The sequence below is a fragment of the Streptomyces sp. 6-11-2 genome (genome assembly GCF_006540305.1).
Lineage (GTDB): Bacteria > Actinomycetota > Actinomycetes > Streptomycetales > Streptomycetaceae > Streptomyces.
Genome location: NZ_BJOR01000001.1, coordinates 2,883,963 through 2,906,723, shown reverse-complemented (window position 1 = coordinate 2,906,723; position 22,761 = coordinate 2,883,963). Strand labels below are relative to the sequence as shown.

24 protein-coding genes and 1 tRNA gene are annotated in these 22,761 nt (G+C 70.4%); 18 read left to right on the top strand and 7 right to left on the bottom strand.

Translation table 11 applies throughout. From position 1 onward, the window contains the following. Positions 1 to 99 precede the first annotated feature (99 nt). The 11 genes from TNCT6_RS12425 (at position 100) to htpX (ending at position 11,660) form a co-directional block, all read left to right on the top strand. Positions 100 to 507, top strand: coding sequence for an NADH-quinone oxidoreductase subunit A (locus TNCT6_RS12425; protein WP_141359431.1), 408 nt, complete (start codon positions 100 to 102; stop codon positions 505 to 507). Further along, positions 498 to 1,115 (top strand): NADH-quinone oxidoreductase subunit B, encoded by a 618-nt coding sequence (locus TNCT6_RS12420; protein ID WP_141359430.1) that lies wholly within the window; start codon positions 498 to 500, stop codon positions 1,113 to 1,115. Before TNCT6_RS12425 ends, TNCT6_RS12420 begins: the two co-directional genes overlap by 10 nt. After that, positions 1,112 to 2,947 (top strand): NADH-quinone oxidoreductase subunit C, encoded by a 1,836-nt coding sequence (locus tag TNCT6_RS12415; protein WP_141359429.1) that lies wholly within the window; start codon positions 1,112 to 1,114, stop codon positions 2,945 to 2,947. The genes TNCT6_RS12420 and TNCT6_RS12415 overlap by 4 nt, the downstream gene beginning before the upstream one ends. After that, on the top strand, positions 2,944 to 3,912 hold the full coding sequence (locus TNCT6_RS12410; protein ID WP_141359428.1) for a complex I subunit 1 family protein: 969 nt from the start codon (positions 2,944 to 2,946) through the stop codon (positions 3,910 to 3,912). The genes TNCT6_RS12415 and TNCT6_RS12410 overlap by 4 nt, the downstream gene beginning before the upstream one ends. 2 nt (positions 3,913 to 3,914) lie before the next feature. Then, positions 3,915 to 4,466, top strand: a complete 552-nt coding sequence (locus TNCT6_RS12405) for an NADH-quinone oxidoreductase subunit I (RefSeq protein ID WP_141359427.1) — start codon at positions 3,915 to 3,917, stop codon at positions 4,464 to 4,466. Further along, positions 4,463 to 5,077: an NADH-quinone oxidoreductase subunit J gene (locus TNCT6_RS12400; RefSeq protein ID WP_141359426.1), complete on the top strand. Its 615-nt coding sequence runs from the start codon at positions 4,463 to 4,465 to the stop codon at positions 5,075 to 5,077. The genes TNCT6_RS12405 and TNCT6_RS12400 overlap by 4 nt, the downstream gene beginning before the upstream one ends. Continuing rightward, positions 5,077 to 5,472, top strand: coding sequence for an NADH-quinone oxidoreductase subunit NuoK (nuoK, locus tag TNCT6_RS12395; RefSeq protein WP_141359425.1), 396 nt, complete (start codon positions 5,077 to 5,079; stop codon positions 5,470 to 5,472). Before TNCT6_RS12400 ends, nuoK begins: the two co-directional genes overlap by 1 nt. Next, a complete protein-coding gene (locus TNCT6_RS12390) occupies positions 5,469 to 7,463 on the top strand; it encodes an NADH-quinone oxidoreductase subunit L (RefSeq protein WP_141359424.1) in 1,995 nt (664 codons plus the stop codon). Before nuoK ends, TNCT6_RS12390 begins: the two co-directional genes overlap by 4 nt. A gap of 6 nt (positions 7,464 to 7,469) precedes the next feature. Next, a complete protein-coding gene (locus TNCT6_RS12385) occupies positions 7,470 to 9,044 on the top strand; it encodes a NuoM family protein (RefSeq protein ID WP_141359423.1) in 1,575 nt (524 codons plus the stop codon). After that, a complete protein-coding gene (locus TNCT6_RS12380; RefSeq protein ID WP_141359422.1) occupies positions 9,041 to 10,564 on the top strand; it encodes an NADH-quinone oxidoreductase subunit N in 1,524 nt (507 codons plus the stop codon). The genes TNCT6_RS12385 and TNCT6_RS12380 overlap by 4 nt, the downstream gene beginning before the upstream one ends. A gap of 232 nt (positions 10,565 to 10,796) precedes the next feature. After that, positions 10,797 to 11,660 carry a zinc metalloprotease HtpX gene (gene htpX / locus TNCT6_RS12375; protein ID WP_141359421.1) on the top strand — a complete coding sequence of 288 codons (864 nt, stop codon included), beginning with the start codon at positions 10,797 to 10,799 and terminating at the stop codon, positions 11,658 to 11,660. A gap of 101 nt (positions 11,661 to 11,761) precedes the next feature. Here htpX and TNCT6_RS12370 read toward each other — a convergent pair whose 3' ends face one another. Then, complete coding sequence (locus TNCT6_RS12370; RefSeq protein ID WP_141359420.1) at positions 11,762 to 12,163, bottom strand: YccF domain-containing protein; 402 nt, start codon at positions 12,161 to 12,163, stop codon at positions 11,762 to 11,764. Between the two features lie 152 nt (positions 12,164 to 12,315). Then, complete coding sequence (locus TNCT6_RS12365) at positions 12,316 to 13,575, bottom strand: APC family permease (protein ID WP_141359419.1); 1,260 nt, start codon at positions 13,573 to 13,575, stop codon at positions 12,316 to 12,318. Positions 13,576 to 13,800: 225 nt separating this feature from the next. Between TNCT6_RS12365 and TNCT6_RS12360 the strand changes: the two genes are divergently transcribed. Further along, positions 13,801 to 14,067 (top strand): GlsB/YeaQ/YmgE family stress response membrane protein, encoded by a 267-nt coding sequence (locus tag TNCT6_RS12360; RefSeq protein ID WP_141359418.1) that lies wholly within the window; start codon positions 13,801 to 13,803, stop codon positions 14,065 to 14,067. A gap of 86 nt (positions 14,068 to 14,153) precedes the next feature. Here the strand turns inward: TNCT6_RS12360 and TNCT6_RS12355 are convergent, their stop codons facing one another. After that, on the bottom strand, positions 14,154 to 14,642 hold the full coding sequence (locus tag TNCT6_RS12355) for a YajQ family cyclic di-GMP-binding protein (protein WP_141359417.1): 489 nt from the start codon (positions 14,640 to 14,642) through the stop codon (positions 14,154 to 14,156). Between the two features lie 229 nt (positions 14,643 to 14,871). On the opposite strand from TNCT6_RS12355, the gene TNCT6_RS12350 reads away from it, so the two are divergent. Next, positions 14,872 to 14,953 (top strand) — tRNA-Tyr (locus TNCT6_RS12350). Positions 14,954 to 15,063: 110 nt separating this feature from the next. Next, a complete protein-coding gene (locus TNCT6_RS12345) occupies positions 15,064 to 15,786 on the top strand; it encodes a hypothetical protein (RefSeq protein ID WP_141359416.1) in 723 nt (240 codons plus the stop codon). A gap of 238 nt (positions 15,787 to 16,024) precedes the next feature. Here the strand turns inward: TNCT6_RS12345 and TNCT6_RS12340 are convergent, their stop codons facing one another. The 3 genes from TNCT6_RS12340 to TNCT6_RS12330 form a co-directional block, all read right to left on the bottom strand. Continuing rightward, a complete protein-coding gene (locus TNCT6_RS12340) occupies positions 16,025 to 16,345 on the bottom strand; it encodes a hypothetical protein (protein WP_141359415.1) in 321 nt (106 codons plus the stop codon). A gap of 385 nt (positions 16,346 to 16,730) precedes the next feature. Further along, on the bottom strand, positions 16,731 to 17,294 hold the full coding sequence (locus TNCT6_RS12335) for a GNAT family N-acetyltransferase (protein ID WP_141359414.1): 564 nt from the start codon (positions 17,292 to 17,294) through the stop codon (positions 16,731 to 16,733). Further along, on the bottom strand, positions 17,291 to 18,064 hold the full coding sequence (locus tag TNCT6_RS12330) for a GntR family transcriptional regulator (protein ID WP_141359413.1): 774 nt from the start codon (positions 18,062 to 18,064) through the stop codon (positions 17,291 to 17,293). Before TNCT6_RS12330 ends, TNCT6_RS12335 begins: the two co-directional genes overlap by 4 nt. Before the next feature lie 203 nt (positions 18,065 to 18,267). On the opposite strand from TNCT6_RS12330, the gene TNCT6_RS12325 reads away from it, so the two are divergent. Genes TNCT6_RS12325 through TNCT6_RS12310 form a run of 4 tightly spaced genes read left to right on the top strand, consistent with a single transcriptional unit; the run spans position 18,268 to position 21,468 of the window. Next, entirely contained in the window at positions 18,268 to 18,612 is a 345-nt protein-coding gene (locus tag TNCT6_RS12325) for a hypothetical protein (protein ID WP_141359412.1), read from the top strand. After that, positions 18,609 to 20,033 carry a replication initiator protein RepSA gene (gene repSA / locus TNCT6_RS12320; RefSeq protein WP_141359411.1) on the top strand — a complete coding sequence of 475 codons (1,425 nt, stop codon included), beginning with the start codon at positions 18,609 to 18,611 and terminating at the stop codon, positions 20,031 to 20,033. Before TNCT6_RS12325 ends, repSA begins: the two co-directional genes overlap by 4 nt. Beyond that, positions 20,033 to 20,245, top strand: coding sequence for a helix-turn-helix domain-containing protein (locus tag TNCT6_RS12315; protein WP_141359410.1), 213 nt, complete (start codon positions 20,033 to 20,035; stop codon positions 20,243 to 20,245). Before repSA ends, TNCT6_RS12315 begins: the two co-directional genes overlap by 1 nt. Beyond that, positions 20,245 to 21,468: a site-specific integrase gene (locus TNCT6_RS12310; RefSeq protein WP_141359409.1), complete on the top strand. Its 1,224-nt coding sequence runs from the start codon at positions 20,245 to 20,247 to the stop codon at positions 21,466 to 21,468. The genes TNCT6_RS12315 and TNCT6_RS12310 overlap by 1 nt, the downstream gene beginning before the upstream one ends. Before the next feature lie 707 nt (positions 21,469 to 22,175). On the opposite strand, the gene TNCT6_RS12305 is transcribed toward TNCT6_RS12310, so the two are convergent. Further along, positions 22,176 to 22,595 (bottom strand): DUF1622 domain-containing protein, encoded by a 420-nt coding sequence (locus TNCT6_RS12305; RefSeq protein WP_141359408.1) that lies wholly within the window; start codon positions 22,593 to 22,595, stop codon positions 22,176 to 22,178. Between the last annotated feature and the right edge of the window lie 166 nt (positions 22,596 to 22,761).

The following is a 22,761-nucleotide window of genomic DNA, read 5'->3' as shown; positions in this document are numbered from 1 at the left end:
TCAGGGCCTAGACTCCCGTGCGTACAGATCGTCGAACAGCCGAACAGCACGGGGCCGGGGACAACAGGTCCGACAGGGCCAGGGAGTGAGGAACGGACGGTGCGGGAGACGTTGCGGGGGTCGACCGCCGTCGTCGCGGCGGACTACTTCCAGTCCTATTCGGTCGTCGGACTGCTCGCCCTCGTCGGCGTGCTGTTCGTCGCCGTCGCCTTCGGTGCGGGACGCCTGCTGCGCCCGGTGGTCCCCACTCCGGAGAAACTGCTGACGTACGAGTGCGGCGTCGACCCTGTCGGCGAGGGCTGGGCGCACACCCAGGTCCGCTACTACGTCTACGCGTTCCTGTACGTGATCTTCGCCGTCGACTCGATCTTCCTGTTCCCCTGGGCGACGGTCTTCGCCGCCCCCGGCTACGGCGCGACGACGCTCGTGGAGATGTTCATCTTCCTCGGCTTCCTGGCCGTGGGCCTGCTGTACGCATACAAGAAGGGCGTCCTGGCATGGACGTGACCCCCATCACCCCCGAACCGGTGCCGCTGCTGGAGCCGAAGCGGCTGGGCGCGCTCGCCCGGCTCGCCCCGGAGCCGATGAAGGTCGTCCTGAACTGGGGCCGGCGCTACTCGCTCTGGGTCTTCAACTTCGGCCTCGCCTGCTGCGCGATCGAGTTCATCGCCGCGTCGATGGCCCGGCACGACTTCATCCGCCTCGGCGTGATCCCGTTCGCGCCCGGGCCCCGCCAGGCCGACCTGATGGTGGTGTCCGGCACGGTCACGGACAAGATGGCCCCGGCGGTCAAGCGGCTGTACGAGCAGATGCCCGAGCCCAAGTACGTCATCTCCTTCGGCGCCTGCTCCAACTGCGGCGGCCCGTACTGGGACTCGTACTCCGTCACCAAGGGCGTCGACCAGATCATCCCGGTGGACGTCTACGTTCCCGGCTGCCCGCCGCGTCCCGAGGCGCTGCTCCAGGGGATCCTGAAACTCCAGGAGAAGATCGCGCGCGAGTCGCTGGCGGAGCGGTACGCGACCGGGCCGGCCCGTCCTTCGACGGCGGCGCTGCAGAGCGGGCTCGTACGGCCGCCGGCCGCAGCGACCACCGGCGAGGGGGACCCGCGATGAGTGGGGCCGGCTGGCTGCCCGCGCCCGTCGACGAACTCTTCGGGACCGGGGCCACCGCGCAGGAGTCCTACGAGGTCCTGACGGTGGACGTGCCGCCGGACACGTGGATCTCCGCGCTGCTGACCGCCCGCGACGAGCTGGGCTGCACGTATTTCGACTGGCTGAGCGCCGTCGACGAGCCGGGCACGGGCTTTTGCGTCTCGGCCCACGTCGTCGCCCTCGCCCCGGTACGGCGTCTGCTGGTGCGTACGACGGTTCCGCACGAGGCGCCCGTCCTGCCCACCGCGGTGGACGTCTACGCGGGCGCGGCCTGGCACGAACGGGAGACGCACGAGATGTTCGGCGTCTCCTTCCAGGACCACCCGGGCCTGGACCACCTCCTTCTGCCGGAGACCTTCGAGGGCCACCCCCTCCGCAAGGACTTCGTCCTCGCGGCCCGCGTCGCCAAGGCCTGGCCGGGGGCCAAGGAGCCGGGCGACTCGGACCACGGCGGGCCCAAGCGCCGCCAGATGCTGCCGCCGGGCGTGCCCGACCCCAACGAGTGGGGCCCCCAGAAGGGCCAGCTCCCGCCCGCCCCGTCCCGCCCGGCGCGCGGCGCGGCCCGGGCGGCGGGCGACCGCCCGGCACACCGCACGCGCACGGCGGCGGAGGGCTCGTCCGGCCGGACGGAGACGACCGCTCCCGGAACCGAGCAGCCCGCGGCCCCCGCCGCCCGGCCCCGCCGGATGCGCAGCGCAAGCGAGGGCTCGGCAAGCCAGACGGCTCACCACGACGAGGGCACGACGGCGGGACCCGCGGCTGCGGCTGCGGCTGCGGCTGCGTCTGAGGGTGCGGCGTCGGGGTCTGCGGCTGTGCCTGAGGGTGCGGCTGCGGGGTCCGGGGTTGGCGCCGAGGCCGCGGCGGGAAACGCCGGCGGGCGGCGTGCGGGGGCCGAAGGCCCGGTGCCGCGGCGTGAGAGCCGGGCGGCGGGACGGACCGAGGGCGCGGCGTCGGGGGCTGCGGCTGAGGGCGCGGCCGCGAAGCCCGGGGTGACGGCCGAGAGCGCCGCGACCGCGCCGAAGGCCGCGGAGCCGAAGGCTGCGACGACCGCCGAGGGCACGCCTGGAGTCGGCGGGCCGGGGTCGGTGGCCGAAGGCAAGGCGAGGCGGCGCGGAAGTGAGACGGCAGAGCGCACGGAAGGTACGGCGGCCGAGTCCGGGGCCGCGCCCGAGGGTGCCGAGGCGGAGGTTTCGGGCGGCGTCGAGGGTGTGCCTGGGCGGGACGGTGCCGTAGTCGGCGAGCGTGCCGCGGAGGACTCCGGGGCCGGGGCTGAGGGTGCGCCTGAAGACGCCGGCGCCGAGGGCGCGGTGGCGCGGGAGCAGGCTGGGCGGACTCGGGGCGCGAGCCGGGTGGCACGCGGCGACGGGGGTGCCGAGGCGGAGGTTTCGGGCGGCGCCGAGGGCGTGCCTGGGCGGGACGGTGCCGTAGTCGGCGAGCGTGCCGCCGAGGACGCCGAGGACGCCGGGGCCGGGGCCGGGGCCGAAAGCACGGCCGCGCAGGCCCCGGGGGCCGAAGGGGCGCGGAGTGCGGCCGAGGGGTCGGCGTCGCAGCGGGCAAGGGCCGCGGGTCCTCGCCGTGCGCGGAGTGCGAGCGAGGGCTCGGCGTCCCAGCGCGGGCAGGCGGCGGCCCCGAAGCCGCCCACGGCACCGCGCAGCTCGGACGCCCCCTGGCACCACGCCCGCCCCGCGTTCGACGAACCCGAACCGAAACCGGGGCCGGCCCCCGAGGACGACGACCCCGACGCCACGAACCCCCCCACCACCCCCGACGACCCGGAAGGAGGCACGCGGTGAACGGCACCGTCGACGTCGCCCTGCGACTCGTGATCGTCTTCGCGGTGTTCCTGACCTTCCCCCTGATCGTGGGTCAGACCGAGCACAAGGTGATGGCGCACATGCAGGGCCGCCTCGGCCCCATGTACGCCGGCGGCTTCCACGGCTGGGCCCAACTCGTCGCGGACGGCGTGAAGTTCGCGCAGAAGGAGGACGTGGTTCCGGCCGGCGCCGACCGCCGTGTCTTCCAGCTCGCCCCGGCCGTGGCCCTGCTGCCCTACCTCCTCGTGCTGCTCGCCATCCCGATCGGCCCCGGTGAGGGTGCCGTCGGCCAGGTCCTCGACGCGGGCATCTTCTTCGTGCTCGCGATCATGGCCATCGGCGTCCTCGGCTCGCTCATGGCCGGCTGGGCCTCCGCCAACAAGTACTCCCTCCTCGGCGGCCTGCGCACCGCCGCCCAGCTCCTCGCCTACGAACTGCCGATGCTGCTCGCCGCCGCCTCCGTGGCGATGGCGGCCGGCACGGTCTCCCTGCCCGGCATCGTCCACGCCTTCCACTGGTGGTGGCTGCCCTGGCAGATCGTCGGCGCGATCGTCTTCTTCGTCGCCGGCCTCGCCGAACTGCAACGCCCGCCGTTCGACATGCCCGTCGCCGACTCGGAGATCATCTTCGGCGCGTACACCGAGTACACCGGTCTACGCTTCGCCCTGTTCCTCCTCGCCGAGTACGCCGGGATCGTCGTCCTGTGCGGCCTGACCACCGTCCTCTTCCTGGGCGGCTGGCACGGCCCGTGGGGCGCCGACGGCCTCGGCTGGGTCTGGACCCTGCTGAAGACGGCGGTCCTCGCCTTCGTGGTCATCTGGCTCCGCGTCACCTACCCGCGGCTGCGCGAGGACCAGCTCCAGAAGTTCTCCTGGACCCTCCTCGTTCCCCTTTCCCTCGCCCAGATCGCCCTCACCGGCATCGTCAAGGTGGTGATCCAGTAGCCATGGCCCCCATCCCCGGCAGCGGCCTGGCCAAGGGCCTGGCCGTCACCCTCCGCACGATGACGAGGAAGACCGTCACCGCGCAGTACCCCGACGTCCAGCCCGACCTCCCGCCGCGCACCCGCGGCGTGATCGGCCTGTTCGAGGAGAACTGCACCGTCTGCATGCTGTGCGCCCGGGAGTGCCCGGACTGGTGCATCTACATCGACTCCCACAAGGAGACGGTCCCCGCCGCGACCCCCGGCGGCCGCGAACGCAGCCGTAACGTCCTCGACCGCTTCGCCATCGACTTCTCCCTGTGCATGTACTGCGGTATCTGCATCGAGGTCTGTCCTTTCGACGCCCTGTTCTGGTCCCCGGAGTTCGAGTACGCCGAGACCGACATCCGCGACCTCACCCACGAGCGCGACAAGCTGCGCGAGTGGATGTGGACCGTGCCCGCGCCGCCCGCCCTCGACCCCGGCGCGGAGGAACCCAAGGAGATCGCCGCCGCCCGCAAGACCGCCGAGAAGCTGGCGGCCGCGCAGGCCGAACCGCGGGAGGGGGACACGTGAGCATCGCCGCCGCAAGCCACGGCTTCCTCTCCCCGACCGGCGTCGAGATCGCCTTCCTCCTCGTCGGCCTGGTCACCTTCGGCGCCGCCCTCGTCACCGTCACCACCCGGCAGCTCGTGCACGCCGCACTGTGGCTGGTGGTGACCCTCGGCGGCCTCGCCGTGGAGTACCTGCTGCTCACCGCCGAGTTCATCGCCTGGGTGCAGGTCCTCATCTACGTGGGTTCCGTCGTCGTCCTCCTCCTGTTCGGCCTGATGCTCACCAGGGCGCCCATCGGCCGCTCCCCGGACGCCGACTCCGGCAACCGCTGGGCCGCCCTGACCGTCGCCGTCGCCGCCGCGGCCGCCCTGGTCTGGGTGGTCGTCGACGCCTTCCGCACCACCTGGATCGACCTGGACGGCGCCGCCGCCGGATCGACGAAGGTCACCGGCGAGAGCCTGTTCCAGAACTGGGTCCTGCCCTTCGAGGCCCTCTCCGTCCTGCTCCTGGCCGCGCTGGTCGGCGCGATCGTCCTGTCCCGCAAGGCGACCGCGGCCGCCGCCCAGGCCCCTGCCGCCACCCGGGCTCCGGGGACCCACGGCGACCCGGGCGCGAAGGAAGGTGTCCGCTGATGCACCTCGCCTATCCCGCCGTGCTCTCCGCCCTCCTGTTCTGCACCGGCCTGTACGGCGTCCTCGCCCGCCGCAACGCGATCCTGGTCCTGATGTCCGTCGAGCTCATGCTCAACGCCGTCAACCTCAACCTGGTCGCCTTCGACGTCTGGCTCAGCAGGGCCGCGATCGAGACCCTGCACTCCGGGCAGGCCCTGACCCTGTTCACCATCGCCATCGCCGCCGCCGAGATCGGCATCGGCCTGGCGATCGTCCTCGCCGTCCACCGCAACCGCGGCACCTCGGACATCGACCGGCTCCGCGACTCCGCCGAGGGCCCCGACGACTCCGACGACGGCCCCCACGGCGCCGCCGCGACCGCGCAGGCCGCCGAGAAGGCTGAGGCCACCGCGTGACCACGACCACCCTCGCCGTCCTCGTTCCGCTCCTTCCGTTCCTCGGCGCCGTGGCCGGCCTGCTGCTCGGCCGCACCGCGCCCGGCTTCGTCCGCCCGCTCGCCGTCCTGCCGACCCTCGCCTCCCTGGTCCTGGCCGTGCTGGTCGCCGCGGACCAGGGCGGCGGACGGGCCGTCGACGCCGCCACCGAGCTCACCCCCACCGGCTCGGTGCCCATCGAACTCGCCCTGCACATCGACGGCTTCGCCGCGCTCGTCGCCGTCCTGGTCGGCGTCGTCGCCACCTGCGTGCAGATCTACTCCACGGGCTACCTGCGCGACGACCCCCGCTACCCCTCGTACGCCGCCCTCGTCTCCCTGTTCACCTCCGCGATGCTGCTCGTCGTCTACTCCGGCGACCTGATCGTGCTGCTGGTCGGCTGGGAAGTCATGGGCATCTGTTCCTACTTCCTGGTCGGCCACTACTGGGAGACCCCCGAGGCCCGTGCCGCCTCCATCAAGGCCTTCCTCGTCACCAAACTCGGCGACGTGCCCTTCCTGATCGGCCTGTTCGCGCTCGGCACCGACGCGGGGTCCTTCCGGATCACCCAGGTCCTCGGCACCGTCGCGAGCGGCGGACTGCACCACCCGACCCTGATCGCCCTGCTGCTCCTCGCCGGCGTGGCGGGCAAGTCGGCGCAGTTCCCGCTGCACACCTGGCTCCCCGACGCCATGGCGGGCCCGACGCCCGTCTCCGCGCTGATCCACGCCGCGACGATGGTCGCCGCCGGCGTCTACTTCGTCGCCCGGCTCCTCCCCGTCTTCCAGGCCTCCTCGGCCGCGATGGTCGTCCTCGCCGTCATGGCCGCCGTGACGATGGCCGGCTCGGCGCTCGCCGCGCTCGCCCAGGACGACATCAAACGCGTCCTCGCCTACTCGACGATCGGTCAGCTCGGCTACATGACCGGCGCGCTCGCCGTCGGCGACCGCGGCGCGGCCGTCTTCCACCTCCTGTCGCACGGCGCCTTCAAGGCGCTGCTGTTCCTCGCGGCCGGCGTGATCATCCACGCCGCCGGCACCAACTCGCTGGCCGCCATGTCCCGCATGAGCAACCTGCGGGACCGCGTCCCGGACGCCTACTGGACGATGACCGTGGCGCTCCTCGCGCTCGCCGCGATCCCTCCCTTCAGCGGCTTCTTCTCCAAGGAGTCCGTCCTCGGCGCCGCCGAGCACGCGGCCACCGGCCAGACCGGCCACGCCCCCGCGGCGGCGGGCTGGACCGTCCTCATGGCCGGCCTCCTCACGGCCCTGCTCACCGGCGCCTACGCCATGCGCCTGTGGCTCCTGGCCTTCCGCGGCCGGGGCGCCGAGGCCCCCGACCACGGCAGGCAGCCCCTCGTCATGAACGCCGTGCTCTGGGTGCTCGCCCTCCCGTCCCTCGCCTTCGGCGGCCTCGCCTTCCGCGTCCTGCCCGGATGGTTCGACGGCCGGGACCTGACCCCCACGCTCATCACCTCCGTCCTCGGCACCGGCGTGGCCCTGGTCGGCGGCATCGTCATCTACGGCGCCTGGCAGCACACCACCGCGCTCGCCGCCCGGCCCCCCCTCGGTGCCGTCGCCGCCCACCCCGAGGGCGACGCCGGACTCGTCGAGGCCGAGGCCATCGCCACCCACCGGCCCGCGTACGGAGACATCGCCCACGCGCCCGACCTCGCCGACCCCGGACGACTGCTGCTCGGACCGCTGCACCGGCACGCGGCCGTCGGCTTCCACCTCGACGCCGTCTACGCGGCCCTCTTCGTCCGCCCGGTGCTGGCCGGAGCGAGCCTCGTCCGGTTCCTCGACCGGGAGGTCGTCGAGACCTACGTACGCGGCGCCGGAGCCGTACCCCGACTGCTCGGGGCCGCCGTGCGGCGGGCCCAGACCGGCAATGTGCAGACCTATGTGAGCGCGCTGCTCGCCGGCACCGTCGTCCTGGCGGTCGCCGCCGTCCTTCTGGCCACGGGAGCGTGAGCAGGCGTGATCGATATCAACGAGTCCGTGATGCAGTTCCTTCTGGCGTTCCTCGTCGCCGGCCCGCTCCTCGGCGCGCTCGCCGCCCTCCTGCCCGCACCGCCCGGACTGAAGGGGAAGTCACCCGAGCAGGCCGTGCTCCGGCACGGCGTGACCGTCACCGGCGCGATCCTCGCCGCCGCGATCGTCCTCGCGCTCGGCTTCGACCACGCCCACCCGTCGAAGATGCAGGCCACGACCGACATCAGCTGGATCCCCGCACTCCACGTGCGCATCCACCTCGGCGTCGACGGCATTTCCCTCCCCCTCGTCGTACTGACCGCGCTGCTGACCTTCCTCTGCGCGCTGTACTCCTACTTCAAGCCGCCCACGGGTCCCACCCCGAAGGCCTTCGTCGCGCTGCTGCTCCTCCTCGAGTCCGGCACCCTCGCCACCTTCGCCGTCCTCGATCTGCTGCTGTTCTTCCTCGCGTTCGAGATGGTCCTCATCCCGATGTACTTCCTCATCGCCCGCTGGGGCGGCGAGGGCCGTCAGGCCGCCGCCTGGCGGTTCATCCTCTACACCCTGCTCGGCTCGGTCGTCATGCTGCTCGGCCTGCTCCTCATCGGGCTCAAGGCCGGCACCTTCGACATGGTGGCACTCGCCACTGACAACGGCCGGTCACTGACCGCGTCCGTGCAGGTCATCGCCGTTCTGGCGATCGGTCTCGGGCTCGCCGTCAAAACGCCGATGTGGCCGCTGCACAGCTGGCTGCCGGACGCGCACACCGCCGCCCCGACCGTCGGCTCGGTGCTGCTGGCCGGTGTCCTGCTGAAGATGGGGACGTACGGCTTCGTCCGCATCCTGCTGCCGATCGCACCCGACGGCTTCCGCACCTTCGCGCCCTACCTCGCCGCCCTCGCCGTGGTCGGGATCATCTACGGGTCCCTGGCCTGCCTCGCCCTCGCCAGGCAGGGCGCGAAGGGCGACCTCAAGCGGCTCATCGCCTACTCCTCGGTCGGCCACATGGGCTTCGTCCTGCTCGGCATCGCCACCATGACCCCCACCGGCGTGAACGGCGCCCTGTTCGCCAACATCGCCCACGGCCTCATCACCGGACTGCTGTTCTTCCTCGTCGGCGCGCTCAAGGACCGCACCGGCACCACCGACCTCGACGCCCTCGCCGAGAAGTCCGGTGCCGCGCTGTACGGAAAGGCCCCGCGCCTCGGCGCACTGCTCGCCTTCGCCGCCGTCGCCTCGCTCGGCCTGCCGGGCCTGGCCGGGTTCTGGGGCGAGATGCTCGCCCTGTTCGGCTCGTTCCGGCCCGCCGCCGACCTCAGCCGGCCCGCCTTCCTCACCTTCATGGCGATCGGCGCCTTCGGCACCCTGCTGACCGCCGCGTACATGCTCGTCGTGGTCCGCCGCGTCTGCATGGGCGCCGTACCGCGGCAGGCGCCACAGCTCGCCGACGTCCGGGGCTACGAGTTCGCGGCCTGGACCCCGCTCGTCGTCCTCACCGTCCTCGCCGGACTCTGGCCGAAGGCCCTGCTCGGGCTCACCGACCCGGCCGTGCAGCAGCTCCTCGCAGGAGGCACCCGATGAGCGCCCTGGCCCAGACGGCGGCCCCGTCGGTGGTCCAGTCCGTCGACTGGCTCGCCGTCGCGCCGCCCACCCTCACCGCGGTGATCGCCCTCGTGGTCCTCGTCGCCGACCTCTTCGTGCCGGACGCGCGCAAGCCCCTCCTCGGCTGGTTCTCCGTCGCCGGACTCGCCGCCGCCGCACTGCTGCTCCTGCCCCTCCGCGACGGCGACCGCGCCACGTTCTGCCAGAGCGGCCACCCCGACGTCTGCAGCTACACCGCCGACCGCTTCACCCTCGTCATCCAGTTCCTCGTCCTCGGCGGCGCCCTCCTGACCGCCCTGCTGTCGGTCACCGCGCTGAAGGACGCGCGCAGGGCACTGCCCGAAGGGGAGTTCTGGTTCCTGCTGCTGGCCTCCGCCGCCGGCGCCGCGCTCCTGCCCGCCGCACGCGACCTGGCGACCCTCGTCGTCGCCCTGGAGGTCGCCTCCCTGCCCGCCTTCGCCCTCGTCGGCCTCCGGCACGGCGACCGCAGGTCCTCCGACGCGGCCCTGAAGTTCTTCCTGTCGTCGGTCACCGCCACCGCCGTCAGCCTGCTCGGCGTCAGCTTCGTCTACGCCACCACCGGCACCCTGTACCTCACCCGGATCGCCGAACGCATCCAGCACGTCGACGGTCAGCTCCACACGCTCGCCCAGACCGGCGTCGTCCTCACCCTGGTCGGCTTCGCCTTCAAGACGGCGGCCGTCCCCTTCCACTTCTGGGTGCCCGACACCTACGTGGGCGCCCCCCTGCCGGTCGCCGCCTACCTGTCGGTCGTCGGCAAGGCCGTCGGCTTCACCGGACTGATCCTCGTCACTGTCGTCGCCTTCCCGTCGTACTCCGGCGCCTGGGGCCCCGCGCTGGCCGTGCTCGCCGCGCTCACCATGACCGTCGGCAACGTCGGCGCGCTGCGCCAGCAGGCCACGCGCGCGTACAGCGCGGTACGACTGCTCGCCTGGTCCTCCGTCGGCCAGGCCGGCTACCTCCTGGTGCCGATCGCCGCCGCCGGCTACTCCAAGGACCCGCAGAAGTCGATCGGCTCCACGGTCGCCTACGCCCTGATGTACGCCGCCGTGAACATCGGCGCCTTCGCCGTGGCCGCGCTCGTGGGCCGTACGAAGGAACGCAACCGCGTCAGCGACTACCGCGGCCTGTACGCCACGAACCCGCTGACCGCGCTGCTGCTGGCCTTCTTCCTGCTCTGCCTGGCCGGCCTTCCCCCGGGTGTCATCGGGCTGTTCGCCAAGGTCACCGTGTTCTCCGCGGCCGTCGACGCCGGACTCGGCTGGCTCGCCGTCGTCATGGCCGTCAACGTCGTCATCGCGTTGTTCTACTACCTCCAGTGGACGACCCTGCTGTTCCGCGCCCCCGAGGGCGAACCCGTCCGGCACCGCGTCCCGGCCCCCCTCACCGCCGCCCTCGCCCTGACGGGCGTCCTCGGCGCAGCGCTCTCCGGCGCCCCCCAGCTGGTGCTCCGCTTCGCCGGCACCGGCCTGTTCTGAGTCCTGGGCCCGCCACGCGCGCGTGGGGCACCGGCCCTCACGCGCGCGTGCCGCCCGGCGCCCCGCTCACCCGGACGGCCCGCGCGCCGTCGCGCGCACCAGGGAACCCGCGGCCCTCGCCTCGCGTTGACCAGTTCGGAAGGGTCCACTGGACGTGACACCACACGGCACCGGTGGAGTCGAAGCGCAGCAAGCGAAGGGTTCCCCTGCCGCACCACTTGGAGGGCGTACCGTGCACCGCCGGCACAACGGGCTCAGGACCGCAGTCCTCCTCGGGGGACTGTCCGCACTCATCATCCTCATCGGCAGTCTGTTCGGCCGCACCGGCCTGATCGTCGCGGTCCTCGTCGCCCTCGGCACCAACGCGTACGCGTACTGGAACAGCGACAAGCTGGCGCTGCGCGCCATGCGGGCCCGCCCGGTCAGCGAGTTCGAGGCCCCGGCCCTGTACCGCATGGTCCGCGACCTCTCCACCCAGGCCCGCCAGCCCATGCCCCGCCTGTACATCTCCCCGACCGAGGCACCCAACGCCTTCGCGACCGGCCGCAACCCGCGCAACGCCGCGGTGTGCTGCACGGAGGGCATCCTGCGCATCCTGGACGAGCGCGAGCTGCGCGGCGTCATCGGCCACGAGCTCAGCCACGTCTACAACCGAGACATCCTCATCTCCTCCGTCGCCGGCGCCCTGGCCTCCGTGATCATGTTCCTGGTCAACTTCGCCTGGCTGATCCCGATCGGCCGCTCCGACGACGACGAGGGCCCCGGCCTGATCGGCATGCTCCTGATCATGCTCCTCGGCCCGCTCGCCGCCTCCCTCATCCAACTGGCCATCAGCCGTTCCAGGGAGTACGAGGCGGACGCGTCCGGCGCCCGGCTCACCGGCGACCCGCTCGCGCTCGCCAGCGCCCTGCGCAAGCTGGAGATGGGCACCCAGCAGCTCCCGCTGCCCCCCGAGCCGCGTATCGAGACGGCGAGTCACATGATGATCGCCAACCCGTTCCGCCCCGGTCAGGGGCTGTCGAAGATGTTCTCCACGCACCCGCCGATGGCGGAGCGCATCGCCCGGCTCGAGCAGATGGCCGGCCGCCGGCTCTGAGACGGCCGGGGACGAAGCCCGGCCGGGGACGAAGCCCGGCCGGGGAGAGCCGCCCGGGACGGCGGCGACGGCGCCCGGCCTCACCTGTCCGGGCGCGTCGCTCAGCGCCCGGCGAATCCGTCGTCCGTCCGGACCACTTCACGCCCCAGGGGCATCAGCGAGGCCGGGATGAGCTTCAGGTTGGCCCACCCGAACGGGATGCCGATGATCGACAGGAACAGCGGGATGCTGGTGATCAGGTGCCCCAGCGCCAGCCACCAGCCCGCGAAGACCAGCCAGATCACGTTGCCGATGAACGACCCCGCCCCGGCCCCCGGACGCTCCACGGCGTCGCGGCCGAACGGCCACAGGACGAATCCCGCGAGGCGCAGCGACGCGATGCCGAACGGAATGGTGATGATCAGGACGAAGCAGATGAGCGCGGCGATCAGGTAGCCGATCGCCATCCAGATGCCGCAGCAGACCAGCCACACGAGGTTGAGCAGCAGGTTGATCACCTTCATGATCGGCATCCTCCAAGATCGTTCCGTCGGCACTGCCCGCTGACTCAAGTATCGGCGCGATCAGGGGATGTGAGGGAGCCACAGCCCCCTTGTAGCGTGATCGGGAACGTTCGGAGACGATCCCGCGGTGCGCCGCCGCCGTACGCCGGGCCCTACCGCGCCGCCCACCAGCGCCGTACGCCGTACGAGGCCATGCCCGCCACCAGCACGCCGCTGCCCACGGCCACCGAGATCCACGGCAGGGCGAACGCCAGCGTCACGCATCCGACGAGGCCCAGCGCCGGGACCGCGCGCCGGGCCGGGGCGGGATCGAGGGTCCAGGCGGAGGCGTTGGCGACCGCGTAGTACGCCAGGACGCCGAAGGAGGAGAAGCCGATCGCGCCCCGGACGTCGACCGTCGCGGCCAGCACCGCGACCACCGCGCCCACGGCCAGCTCCGCCCGGTGCGGCACCTGGAAACGGGGGTGCACGGCGGCCAGCACAGCGGGCAGATGCCGGTCCCGGGCCATGGCCAGCGTGGTCCGCGAGACGCCCAGGACCAGGGCGAGCAGCGACCCCAGCGCGGCCACGGCGGCCCCGGCGCGCACCACCGGGACCAGCCCGGGCACACCGGCCGCCCGCATCGCGTCGGCCAGCGGTGCCGCCGCGCGGCCCAGCCCGTCCGGCCCCAGCACGGAGAGCGCGGCCACCGCCACGCACACGTACACGGCCAGCGTGATGCCCAGGGCGAGCGGGATCGCGCGCGGAATGGTGCGCGCGGGATCCCGCACCTCCTCGCCGAGGGTCGCGATCCGCGCGTACCCGGCGAAGGCGAAGAACAGCAGCCCGGCCGCCTGAAGGACGCCGCCGGCGCCGACCGAGCCGCCGACGGCCGCCCGGTCGGCGGCAGAGGCGCCGGACCCCAGACACACCACGACCACGGCGGCGAGGACCGCCAGCACGACTGCCACGATCACCCGCGTCAGCCAGGCGGACTTCTGGACGCCGCCGTAGTTCACCGCGGTCAGCGCCACCACCGCCGCGACCGCCACCGCGTGCGCCTGACCCGGCCAGACGTACGCGCCCACGGTGAGCGCCATCGCCGCACAGGAGGCCGTCTTGCCGACGACGAACGCCCAGCCCGCCAGATGGCCCCAGAACATGCCGAGCCGTTCACGCCCGTACACGTACGTGCCGCCGGAGGCGGGATACCGGGCGGCCAGCCGTGCCGAGGAGGTGGCGTTGCAGTAGGCCACCACGGCGGCGACCGCGAGCCCGAGAAGCAGCCCGGAGCCCGCCGCGCGGGCCGCCGGCCCCAGGGCGGCGAAGATCCCGGCTCCGATCATCGAGCCGAGCCCGATGACCACGGCGTCCGTGACCCCGAGGGTGCGCCGCAGCTCGGACGCCGAGGACGGGGCAGCGGACCGACTCATGGTCCGAACCCTACTGACCGGTGCAACCGCGGGACGCGGTCGGGGTGTCCCTCTCCACGACGTGCTCCCGGCGCGGGACGAACACGCGTGTGGTAAGCACGATCACAGCATGTGACAAGCACGACAAGCACGACGCGGCCTGCGGGCGCAGCAGCACAGCCTGTCCGAACCGAAGTCGAAGCACCGGGACAGTGCAGGCACGGCGTGGAAGGGCAGGTTCAGAGCATGGGCATCATCAGCTGGATCATCCTGGGGCTCCTGGCCGGCGCCATCGCGAAGCTCCTGCTGCCCGGGCGTGACCCGGGCGGCTTCATCGTCACGACTCTCATCGGCGTCGCCGGAGCGTTCCTCGGCGGCTGGATCTCCGCCCGCTGGCTGCACCACCCGATCAGCCGGCAACTCTACGACGGCGCCACCTGGGCCGCCGCGATCGGCGGCTCGCTCGTGCTGCTGATCGCCTACCGCATCTTCTTCGGCAACTCGCGCGACTGAGCCCGCGGGCCGGGCGGGGCCGCGCCGGGCCGCGGCCGGCGGGCGGGAAAGGGTGGGCGCCGGCCGGGTGCCCACTCTGTTCTGTCCTACCGGTAGTTCACGAACTGGAGCGCGAAGTCGAAGTCCTGGCCCTTCAGCAGCGCGATGACGGTCTGGAGGTCGTCGCGGCTCTTGGAGCTGACGCGCAGTTCCTCGCCCTGGACCTGGGCCTTCACGCCCTTGGGCCCCTCGTCGCGGATGAGCTTCGCGACCTTCTTCGCGTTCTCCTGGGAGATGCCCTCCGTGATCGACGCGAAGAGCTTGTACTCCTTGCCGGACAGCTGCGGCTCGCCCGCGTCCAGGGCCTTCAGCGAGATGCCGCGCTTGATCAGCTTGGACTGGAAGACGTCGAGGACTGCCTTCACCCGGTCCTCGGAGTTCGCCTCCAGGAGGATCTTTTCACCGGACCACGAGATCGAGGCACCGACGCCCTTGAAGTCGTAGCGCTGCGAGATCTCCTTGGCGGTCTGGTTGAGGGCGTTGTCGACCTCCTGCCGCTCGACCTTCGAGACGATGTCGAAACTGGAGTCGGCCATGTCCTGTGGCTCCTTGTATCGGGGTGCGTATCGGATGCGTGCCGGCGGGCGTGGGGGCGGCCGCCGATCCCGGCCTGCGGGTCGCGGGTCGCATCCGCACCAGCCTAGCCATCCCAGGGCGTGCCGGCCGCCGATCAAAGGGGTGGCGGAGCACCCCTCAGCATCGGGTATTGTTTACGTCGTTGCCGGAGAGCACCGCCGAAAAGCGGTCGGACCGGCGGCATCCCAAGGCGGTGTGCCCGAGCGGCCAAAGGGAGCAGACTGTAAATCTGCCGGCTCAGCCTTCCCAGGTTCGAATCCTGGCGCCGCCACAAGGGAACGAGTGGCCCCTGAACTGCGGAAACGCAGACAGGGGCCGCTTGTGTATGGAAGAGCGATTCCCCGGCTCTTACCGTGTGTGCCCGCTCAACCTGGCACGCACGTGGCGCGGTGGGAGGTCGCCGGACGTGGCGCGTTGGATCTTGCAGGGGCGGGAATGCGCACAAGCTCTCGGGATGGGACTTTTCACGGCTGCCGTCTGACCCGTGGGTCACTGGAAGAGATCATCCGCATACTGACCAGTGATGCCACTGATCGAGCAAGGCTGAGGATCGAGGCAGAACAGGGGATCAACCGGGTTGCGGCTGACAACCTGGCCGACTTCTTGTCGGAACTGGATGAGCCTTCCCATCTTGACAATCTGGACATACAGCTCTCGGATTCCGATCGGTTGGTCCGCATCAGCATGAGTGCGATCGTCGGCGATGTCGAGCTCTCGGTGGTCGGATCCAGCGAGACATGGGTGCGGGGACGCTATGAGGAGCTGGCTCACAAGCTACGGCGCACGAGGCGAGCGCTCGCCTACTCACAAGGTGTCGTGATGATGGTCCTGTGGGGCATCTTGGCCAGCGTCGTCGTCGTATTGGGACTGACTCTAGATAGCAAACAGGCTTTGCTGAGCGGCGATCTCGCAGCCGCAGCTGTCATGTCGGCGCTTGCTGTGTTGCTGTTCCGTCGCGGCAAGTCGGTGGTCCAGCTCACGGATTCGCGGTCGGCTTGGTCAGGAATGACCGTCTTTAACCTTACGGTCGGCGTGGCGTCGGTGCTGCTCATGGCGGCTAGCCTCTGGGTGGGCTGGGCGGCCTGGCAGCATCCCGTGAAGTGACCTCTGTCCCGACTGCGCGCGGATTCTTCGTAGGTCGGCGTAGCGACTTTGGCCGGGAGTTTCAATGACCGAGTCAAGGGCTTGTGAGGGTTCTCGGTCAGTTCTTCTGGAAGTGACGACCCAAGTTTGTCACGTGCGGCAGCTCACTGTAGCTGAGCCTGTGACCTGCGTGGATGCCGGGACTGGTCATCATCTGTCAACGTCGGTTCGCCTCGGACGGCCCAGAGACGGCCCCTGCTCAGCTCGAAGACTGCGGTGGCTTCAGCAGGTGCTTGTCAGCGAAAGCGTTCATGAAGTCCACCGCGAACGCTCGTGTCTCCGGCCGGACGGTCTCTTCAGGATCTTCCCCGTACCAGAGGAACGTCTCCAGATTTTTCTCTGCCCCGTCCAACCACCAGGCCAGTCGGTTCAGCTTCCCCTCACTCAGCTGGATCGCGACCCGGTGTACTCGATCAGCCTGCTCAGCGTCGTAGGTCTCCAGGGTGCGAAGGGCGAGATCAAGCGACTCCGGAGCGAACGTTGCCCGGCACAGTTCGAGGACGTCAGCGGAAAGCGGCATACCCCGAGGATGGACGCTGCGGGCCTCGAACGGCAGAGGTCGGCGGAGCGGCTTTGGGCTGGAGCTGCTTTGGGGCGAGTGATCATGGCCCCGTAAGCTTCCGGCGAGTCGGGCAGTCTGTGGACCTGCCCGCTAAAGCACGACGTTGGGGCCATGATCTTAGAGGCTCGCCCCAAAGTGGCTGCCTAAAGCCGTGGAGCCGACCGCCCCAGCCACGACGTGTTCTGACCTCATGCCCGTATGTCTGCCTCTTGGGCGGGAGCGGGCGGCCGGCGGTGCCGAGCGGGGCGGAGACATGAGCGCGGGCGCCGCCGGCCGCCCGCGCCCGCCCGGAGGAGCGAAGCGACGACGGGTGCTTGATGAGGTAGAGAAACCTGTAACGGGCTCACTCTGTGATGGGCTGCGGTGCCGGACTCTCGTCTACGAACCCGTGATCGGTCGGCCGTGCTGGCCTCTGAGCAAGCCACCCAGATACTCGGGGCCCTCCGTTAACGGCGGAGCCTTCTCGAACGGTCCGGACGTGTTCAAAGCCCTGCTGAAGGTAGTAGCGCTGTAGGGCCTGGTTCGTCGTCCACGCGTCGAGGCGGAGCCACTTCGCGCCGGATCGGTAAGCCCGGTCGCTTGCCCAATCCAGCAACCTGCCGCCGAGATCTTGACCCGCGTGGGTCCGGGCAACGGTGAGCTTGTTGATGAACATCGAGGGCTCGCTCAGCTCCTCGGCCGACCACAACCCGTCTTCCGCCTCGGGAGTTAGTGTGATCGTCGCTGGGGTTGCATCGCCGTCGCGGACCATGAACACCGTCCCGGTCTCGATGGTCGCCAGCAGCCGATCCGCCGGGTACGGTCGGCTCCACTGATCGCTGCCTAGCTTGCTGAGCCACGATGCCGCCTCTTGGCGGAACGCGAGCAAGCGGGCAAGGTCATCTGGTGTGGCGGGACTGATCTTCACTGGGGCTCGTTCTCGTTCCGGGCGGACAGGTCGCCGATCTCGTAGGTCATCCGGTTCAGGTCGCCCCGGAAGGTGGTGATCGTGCAACGGATCGGCCGATCACTGGAGTAGCCCGTACGTGTCCAGAGCAACACGGGAACCCCCGCGCCGATCTCCAGGATTCGGGCCTCCTCGGGCGTCGGCATTCGAGTGGCGATCTCGTCGGCGTATCCGATCTGCTCGATACCGAGGCTCCCGAGGTACCGGGTCGTTCCCTCGTCGATGTCCCCCGGCTCCGTCAGCCTGGGGGCCCTTTCGATCAGCCATTCTGGGTACTGCGTGGCCTGGGTTGACCACGGCACATCATCAACGAAGCGGTGGCAGAACCGCAGGACGGTCCTCGAACCCTCCTCGACCTTGAGCCGCTTCGCCACGTACTCGTTGGCGGTGGTCAGTTCGACCCGAAAGGTTTGATGGGGTCGCCGACCTGCGTTCGTGACATCGGTGGAGTACGCGTCGCCGTTCTGCGGAAAGCTCAGGTCCTCGAACCGGGAGGCGTTCAGCTCGAACACCTCGTGCTTCCGGACCTCGTATCCAAGCCCTTGGCTGGACGAGATCAGCCCCTGACTGACCAGGAGGTTCAGGCCGGACCGCACGGTGTTCCTGGAGGCGTCGAAACGAGCCGACAGCTCGCTCTCCGAAGGAAGCCGCGCGCCGGGCGCATAGACGCCACTGTCGATCTCGCGACGCAGGGCGTCGGCGACCTGTCGGTACTTCGGCTGCTTGCTCATGCCCTCCATCATGACGCACTCGGTCAACTTGTTGGTACATGTGTGCGCGAATCCCTTGACGGGAGTCGCCGAGCAGTGCAGCATCGAGCTTGTACCAACAAGTTGAGCAAGGGGTCCAACTGGGTCCCAGGCGTAAGCCAGGGGCGGCGCTCCCACCGCCAAGTAGAACCGCCGCCCCCAGTCCCATGAAGGGAAGTTCCATCATGGCTGGAACACTTGAGGTCCTGCACATCGCGCGTCCGGTCGAGGATGACGAGCAGTGCTCGGACTGCGTCGGCTCGCTGGTGACCGTGGACAGCGGAGAGCTGTCGGGTCTGCCGGGTGCGCTGGTGCCCTGCATCTGCGTTCCGTCCTTCGGCGGCCGGTGGGAGTGGTGCTCTGAGCCGTCCGGCATCCCGTGCGCGTGCTGGATGGCGCGCTGGCCGTTCAACGGCGGTCACACCGGGCTCGTGCCGCTGACCCCGGACGAGTTCGACGACGACGGTCCCCTGTACCGGCCGTGCGCGCTCCACGCGGTGGCCCGTGCCTCGCTGGCGGTGGCCGGATGACGGTGTTCCCCGTCGCCCCGGAGGCCGTGGCTGGCGCTGCGGCCTCCTTGGGTACCGACCCGCTGACCGTCGCTGACCTGCTGCGGGTGGCGAACGCTCCCGGCTTCGACCGCTGGCAAGAGCAGATCAAGCGCACGGGCGGGTGCTCGAATCCGATTCACCTCGTCGGCCAGACCGTCACCCGCGACGCCAAGACGGGCGACGTCCTGTACTCCTACTCGACCGAGCAGGAACCGGGCGGACGGCTCCGGGTGGCCTGCGGCAACCGGCGGGCCTCCCGCTGCCCGGCCTGCGCCTGGACCTACGCCGGGGACACCTACCACCTGATCCGCGCCGGAATCACCGGCGACGAACGCAAGGACGTGCCCGCGACCGTGCGGGATCACCCCCGCGTCTTCGCCACCCTCACCGCCCCCTCGTTCGGCCCGGTCCACAACCGTCCCGACTCCGGCCGATGCCGCTGCGGTGCCCGGCACGCCGAGGATGACCCGGCGCTCGGCACGGCCCTCGACCCGGCCTCGTACGACTACGCCGGGTCCGTGCTGTGGAACAACCACGCCGGGGACCTGTGGCGCCGCTTCACCATCTACCTGCGCCGAGAGATCGCCGCCCGTGCGGGCATCACGCAGACGGCCATGCGGGAGGTGTGCCGGGTCGCCTTCGGCAAGGTCGCCGAATTCCAGAAGCGTGGGGCCGTGCACTTCCATGCCGTGGTGCGGCTCGACGGTCCAGACGGCCCCGACACCGCTCCGCCGACATGGGCCACTGTCGCGCTCCTGGATGAGGCGATCCGGGCCGCCGCTGCCCGTGTCGCGGTGCCGGTGCCTGCGGCCGGTGACTTCCCGGCTCGCGTCCTGCGCTGGGGCTCGCAAGTCGACGTACAGGCCATCGGCGCCTTGGGCCACGAGGAACTGACCGAACAGGCCGTTGCCTCCTACGTCGCCAAGTACGCCACCAAAGCCGCCGAGACCACCGGCACCGTTGACCGCCGCATCGGGGAGCTGGCCGAACTCGACAAGCTGTCCTTACCCGCGCACACGCGACGACTGATCGAAGCGTGCTGGGCGCTCGATGACGCCTACCCGGAACGGCTGCTGTGGCGCTGGGCTCACATGCTCGGCTTCCGCGGGCACTTCTCCACCAAGTCGCGCCGCTACTCCACCACCCTCGGCGCGCTGCGCCAGGTGCGGGCCGACTACCGCGCCCGGCAGGAACGCCACGAACGCGGGTTCTCCGAAGACCTCGACGACACGGAGGGCTCCACGCTCGTGCTCGCCCACTGGACCTACGCCGGACAGGGCCACACCCCCGGCGAATCCTGGCTCGCCGCCTCGATCGCAAAGGACATCCGACTGAACCGCGAGACAGCACGCGAAGCACTGGCCGACTTGGTCGATCTGGAAGGGGAGGGAGATTGGTGATGGCTGAGCGGCTTCTCACCGTGCAACAGGTGGCCGAGCTCCTCGGGACGACCGTCCGCTTCCCACGGCGGCTCATCGAGGAACGCCGGATCACCTTCGTGAAGGTCGGCCGACACGTCCGCATCCCAGAGAGCGCGGTAGCGGCTTACATCGAGACCAACACGGTTGAGCCGGTCCGGCCCTCCCGGTTGCGGTTGAAGGCGGTGGCCTGATGCCGAACAACCGAGGCAAGCGCCGGCGCTTTGGTGCTGTCCGGCAACTCAAGTCCGGTCGCTGGCAGGCGCGCTACCGTGATCCCGCAACCGGCGTCCTGCGGTCTGCGCCGAACACCTTCGCCACCAAGACCGACGCTGACGTCTGGCTCACGACTACTGAGGCGGAGATCCTCAAGGGGTCGTTCCGTGATCCAAGCGCCGGAAAGATCACCGTGGAAGAGTGGGGCAAGCGCTGGTTCGACTCGGCATCCCCGCATCTCAAGCGGCGGACCGTGACCCTGTATGCGGGGCTGCTCCGTCTGTGGATCAATCCGAGGATGGGCGGCTACGAACTGTCGGCGGTGCGTCCGATCCACGTCAAGGAGTGGCTTGGCGGACTCCAGAAAGCGGGGATCAGCGCCTCGCGTGCCCGCACGGCGTACCGGGTGCTCTCCCAGGTCTTCGCGTCGGCTGTCGACAATGACCTGATCGCGGTCACGCCCTGCCGGGGGATCAAGCTGCCGCGTCTCCCCGAGACGGAACCGCACATCCTGAGCACGCGCGAGATTGAGCGCCTGGTCTCGAACCTCAATCCGCCGCATGACCTCCTGGTCAAGCTCCTCGCCTACGCCGGTCTCCGGATCGGTGAGGCGTTCGCACTGCGCCGGAAGGATGTCGACCTGGTCAACGGCTTGATCTGGGTGGATGAGGCGTTGGCGGAGGACGGCGGACAGTTGTTCTTCGACACTCCCAAGTCGCATCAGAAGCGGCCTCTGACGCTGCCCGCGTACCTGGTCACGGAGCTGCGACAGCACCTGTCCACGAAGGTGGCCGACGATCCGGAAGCGCTGCTGTTCCTCGGCCGCACCGGGCGCCCGCTTCGGTACAACTCCTGGCGCCGTACGCACTTCGACAAGGCCGTTGACCGCGCCGGTCTCAAGGACGTGACCCCGCAGGATCTGCGGGCTACGCATGCCTCCCAGGTGGCCGACCGGCACGGCGTCATGGCTGCGGCCAAGCGCCTCGGTCACGCCAATGCGAGCGTCACGACTCGGCACTACGCACGGTCGCGCGATGGCCAGGATGCCGAGATCGCCAAGCAGCTCAACGCCGAACACGAGAGGGCCAAGCGGGCGCGTGCCAGACAGGCCATGAGCGCCAAGCGGCCCAAGAATGATGTGGCACGGACGTTGCACGCCGACAGGGAAGACAGCCAAGAGGCGAGTGATCAGAGCGGCTGACCTGCGCTGATGCTCTGGCAAGCGTGATCGTTCGCCGGAGTCTGTAAATCTGCCGGCTCAGCCTTCCCAGGTTCGAATCCTGGCGCCGCCACTCTGGGAAAAACCCTCTTCGACCAGCCCTTACGGCAGGTCGGAGGGGGTTTCTTCGTTCCCTGCCGCTGTTCGATTCAGCATCGGATGCGGACGGCGTGTGGTCGGCGAGGGTGGACCCGATGCGGCGCATGGTGCTTCTTGCAGTGACAGGATCGGTGCCATGGGCACCGAGACGGACTGGGTGTACCGGGTGTTCGAGCCGCACGGCTCGGAGGGATGGCGCCCCTACGGCAGCGACCCCGAACGGTGGCGGGGCACGATCACCGCCGACGATTCGAGCGAGGGTCCCCAGTACGCCCTTTCTCTTGTCGTCGCCGACCTGATGACCGAGTGGAAGGTGCGCGGCCTTCACCGGGCGAAGCACGTGCGGGTCTACCTCTGGCGCGACGAGGAGGGCGACCAGGAGGACGCCGACGCCATCGTGGAGGTCCGGCCGAGCATCCACGCTGAGTTACCAGCGGGCGACCAGGCCCTGGTCCGGCTGCGCATGGTCCGGTTTGACGGACACGCTCGGTGTGGTGATCAGGCCGTCAGGACAGTCCCGTATTCGGCGGGGCGCCGGCACACGGCACCCCTCCATGGCCGTCTTCCTCGTGTGGAGCGTGCCGGCCCTTCTAGTCGCCGGCTGGGGGAGGGGGCTGGCTGCCGGCCGCCCGTGTGGCGGCCCGCCGGACGCTTCCGGCGCTGTTGGCCAGCGCCCGACGCCACGGCGCGACCCCCTCGAGCTCGACCTCCAAGGAGAAGCTGAGGAAGGTCCGGATCAACACGATCAGGCCCAGTACACCTACGTTGTCCAGTGTCGGCGCGACCGCGACAGTACGGATGAGGTCTGCGGCGACGAGAACCTCAAGCCCCAGCAGCAAGGCGCCACCGAAGCACCGCCGGAGAGCCAGATACCCGTCGGCGGAGCGCCGTGACTTCCGCCAGGCCCGAGCAGCGGCCACCATGGACAGGACGAAGCCCACGACCAGCACGATCGCACCCACGGCCTCGAATGCCTGGGCAGCACGCTGCATCGCGTGGGTGAACGTCACATTGCATCTCCGGCTTCTTTCACGCACCGCATGAGCTGATCATCGGCCAGTGCGGCCCACTTGGCGACCGCAGCACTCTCCACGCGGTGCGGGCCCGGCTTCGAAGACCCGTGGTTGCCCGCTCGAACCTGCCCGCTGAGCGGTCATCAGCGCCGGCGAAGGCCTG

Coding starts and splice junctions, on each gene's coding strand:
- TNCT6_RS12420 (WP_141359430.1), top strand. CDS start 498: ATGGACGTGACCCCCATCACCCCCGAACCGGTGCCGCTGCTGGAGCCG.
- TNCT6_RS12415 (WP_141359429.1), top strand. CDS start 1,112: ATGAGTGGGGCCGGCTGGCTGCCCGCGCCCGTCGACGAACTCTTCGGG.
- TNCT6_RS12405 (WP_141359427.1), top strand. CDS start 3,915: ATGGCCCCCATCCCCGGCAGCGGCCTGGCCAAGGGCCTGGCCGTCACC.
- nuoK (WP_141359425.1), top strand. CDS start 5,077: ATGCACCTCGCCTATCCCGCCGTGCTCTCCGCCCTCCTGTTCTGCACC.
- TNCT6_RS12380 (WP_141359422.1), top strand. CDS start 9,041: ATGAGCGCCCTGGCCCAGACGGCGGCCCCGTCGGTGGTCCAGTCCGTC.
- TNCT6_RS12370 (WP_141359420.1), bottom strand. CDS start 12,163: ATGAAGGTGATCAACCTGCTGCTCAACCTCGTGTGGCTGGTCTGCTGC.
- TNCT6_RS12365 (WP_141359419.1), bottom strand. CDS start 13,575: ATGAGTCGGTCCGCTGCCCCGTCCTCGGCGTCCGAGCTGCGGCGCACC.
- TNCT6_RS12360 (WP_141359418.1), top strand. CDS start 13,801: ATGGGCATCATCAGCTGGATCATCCTGGGGCTCCTGGCCGGCGCCATC.
- TNCT6_RS12355 (WP_141359417.1), bottom strand. CDS start 14,642: ATGGCCGACTCCAGTTTCGACATCGTCTCGAAGGTCGAGCGGCAGGAG.
- TNCT6_RS12340 (WP_141359415.1), bottom strand. CDS start 16,345: ATGCCGCTTTCCGCTGACGTCCTCGAACTGTGCCGGGCAACGTTCGCT.
- TNCT6_RS12330 (WP_141359413.1), bottom strand. CDS start 18,064: ATGAGCAAGCAGCCGAAGTACCGACAGGTCGCCGACGCCCTGCGTCGC.
- TNCT6_RS12325 (WP_141359412.1), top strand. CDS start 18,268: ATGGCTGGAACACTTGAGGTCCTGCACATCGCGCGTCCGGTCGAGGAT.
- repSA (WP_141359411.1), top strand. CDS start 18,609: ATGACGGTGTTCCCCGTCGCCCCGGAGGCCGTGGCTGGCGCTGCGGCC.
- TNCT6_RS12315 (WP_141359410.1), top strand. CDS start 20,033: ATGGCTGAGCGGCTTCTCACCGTGCAACAGGTGGCCGAGCTCCTCGGG.
- TNCT6_RS12310 (WP_141359409.1), top strand. CDS start 20,245: ATGCCGAACAACCGAGGCAAGCGCCGGCGCTTTGGTGCTGTCCGGCAA.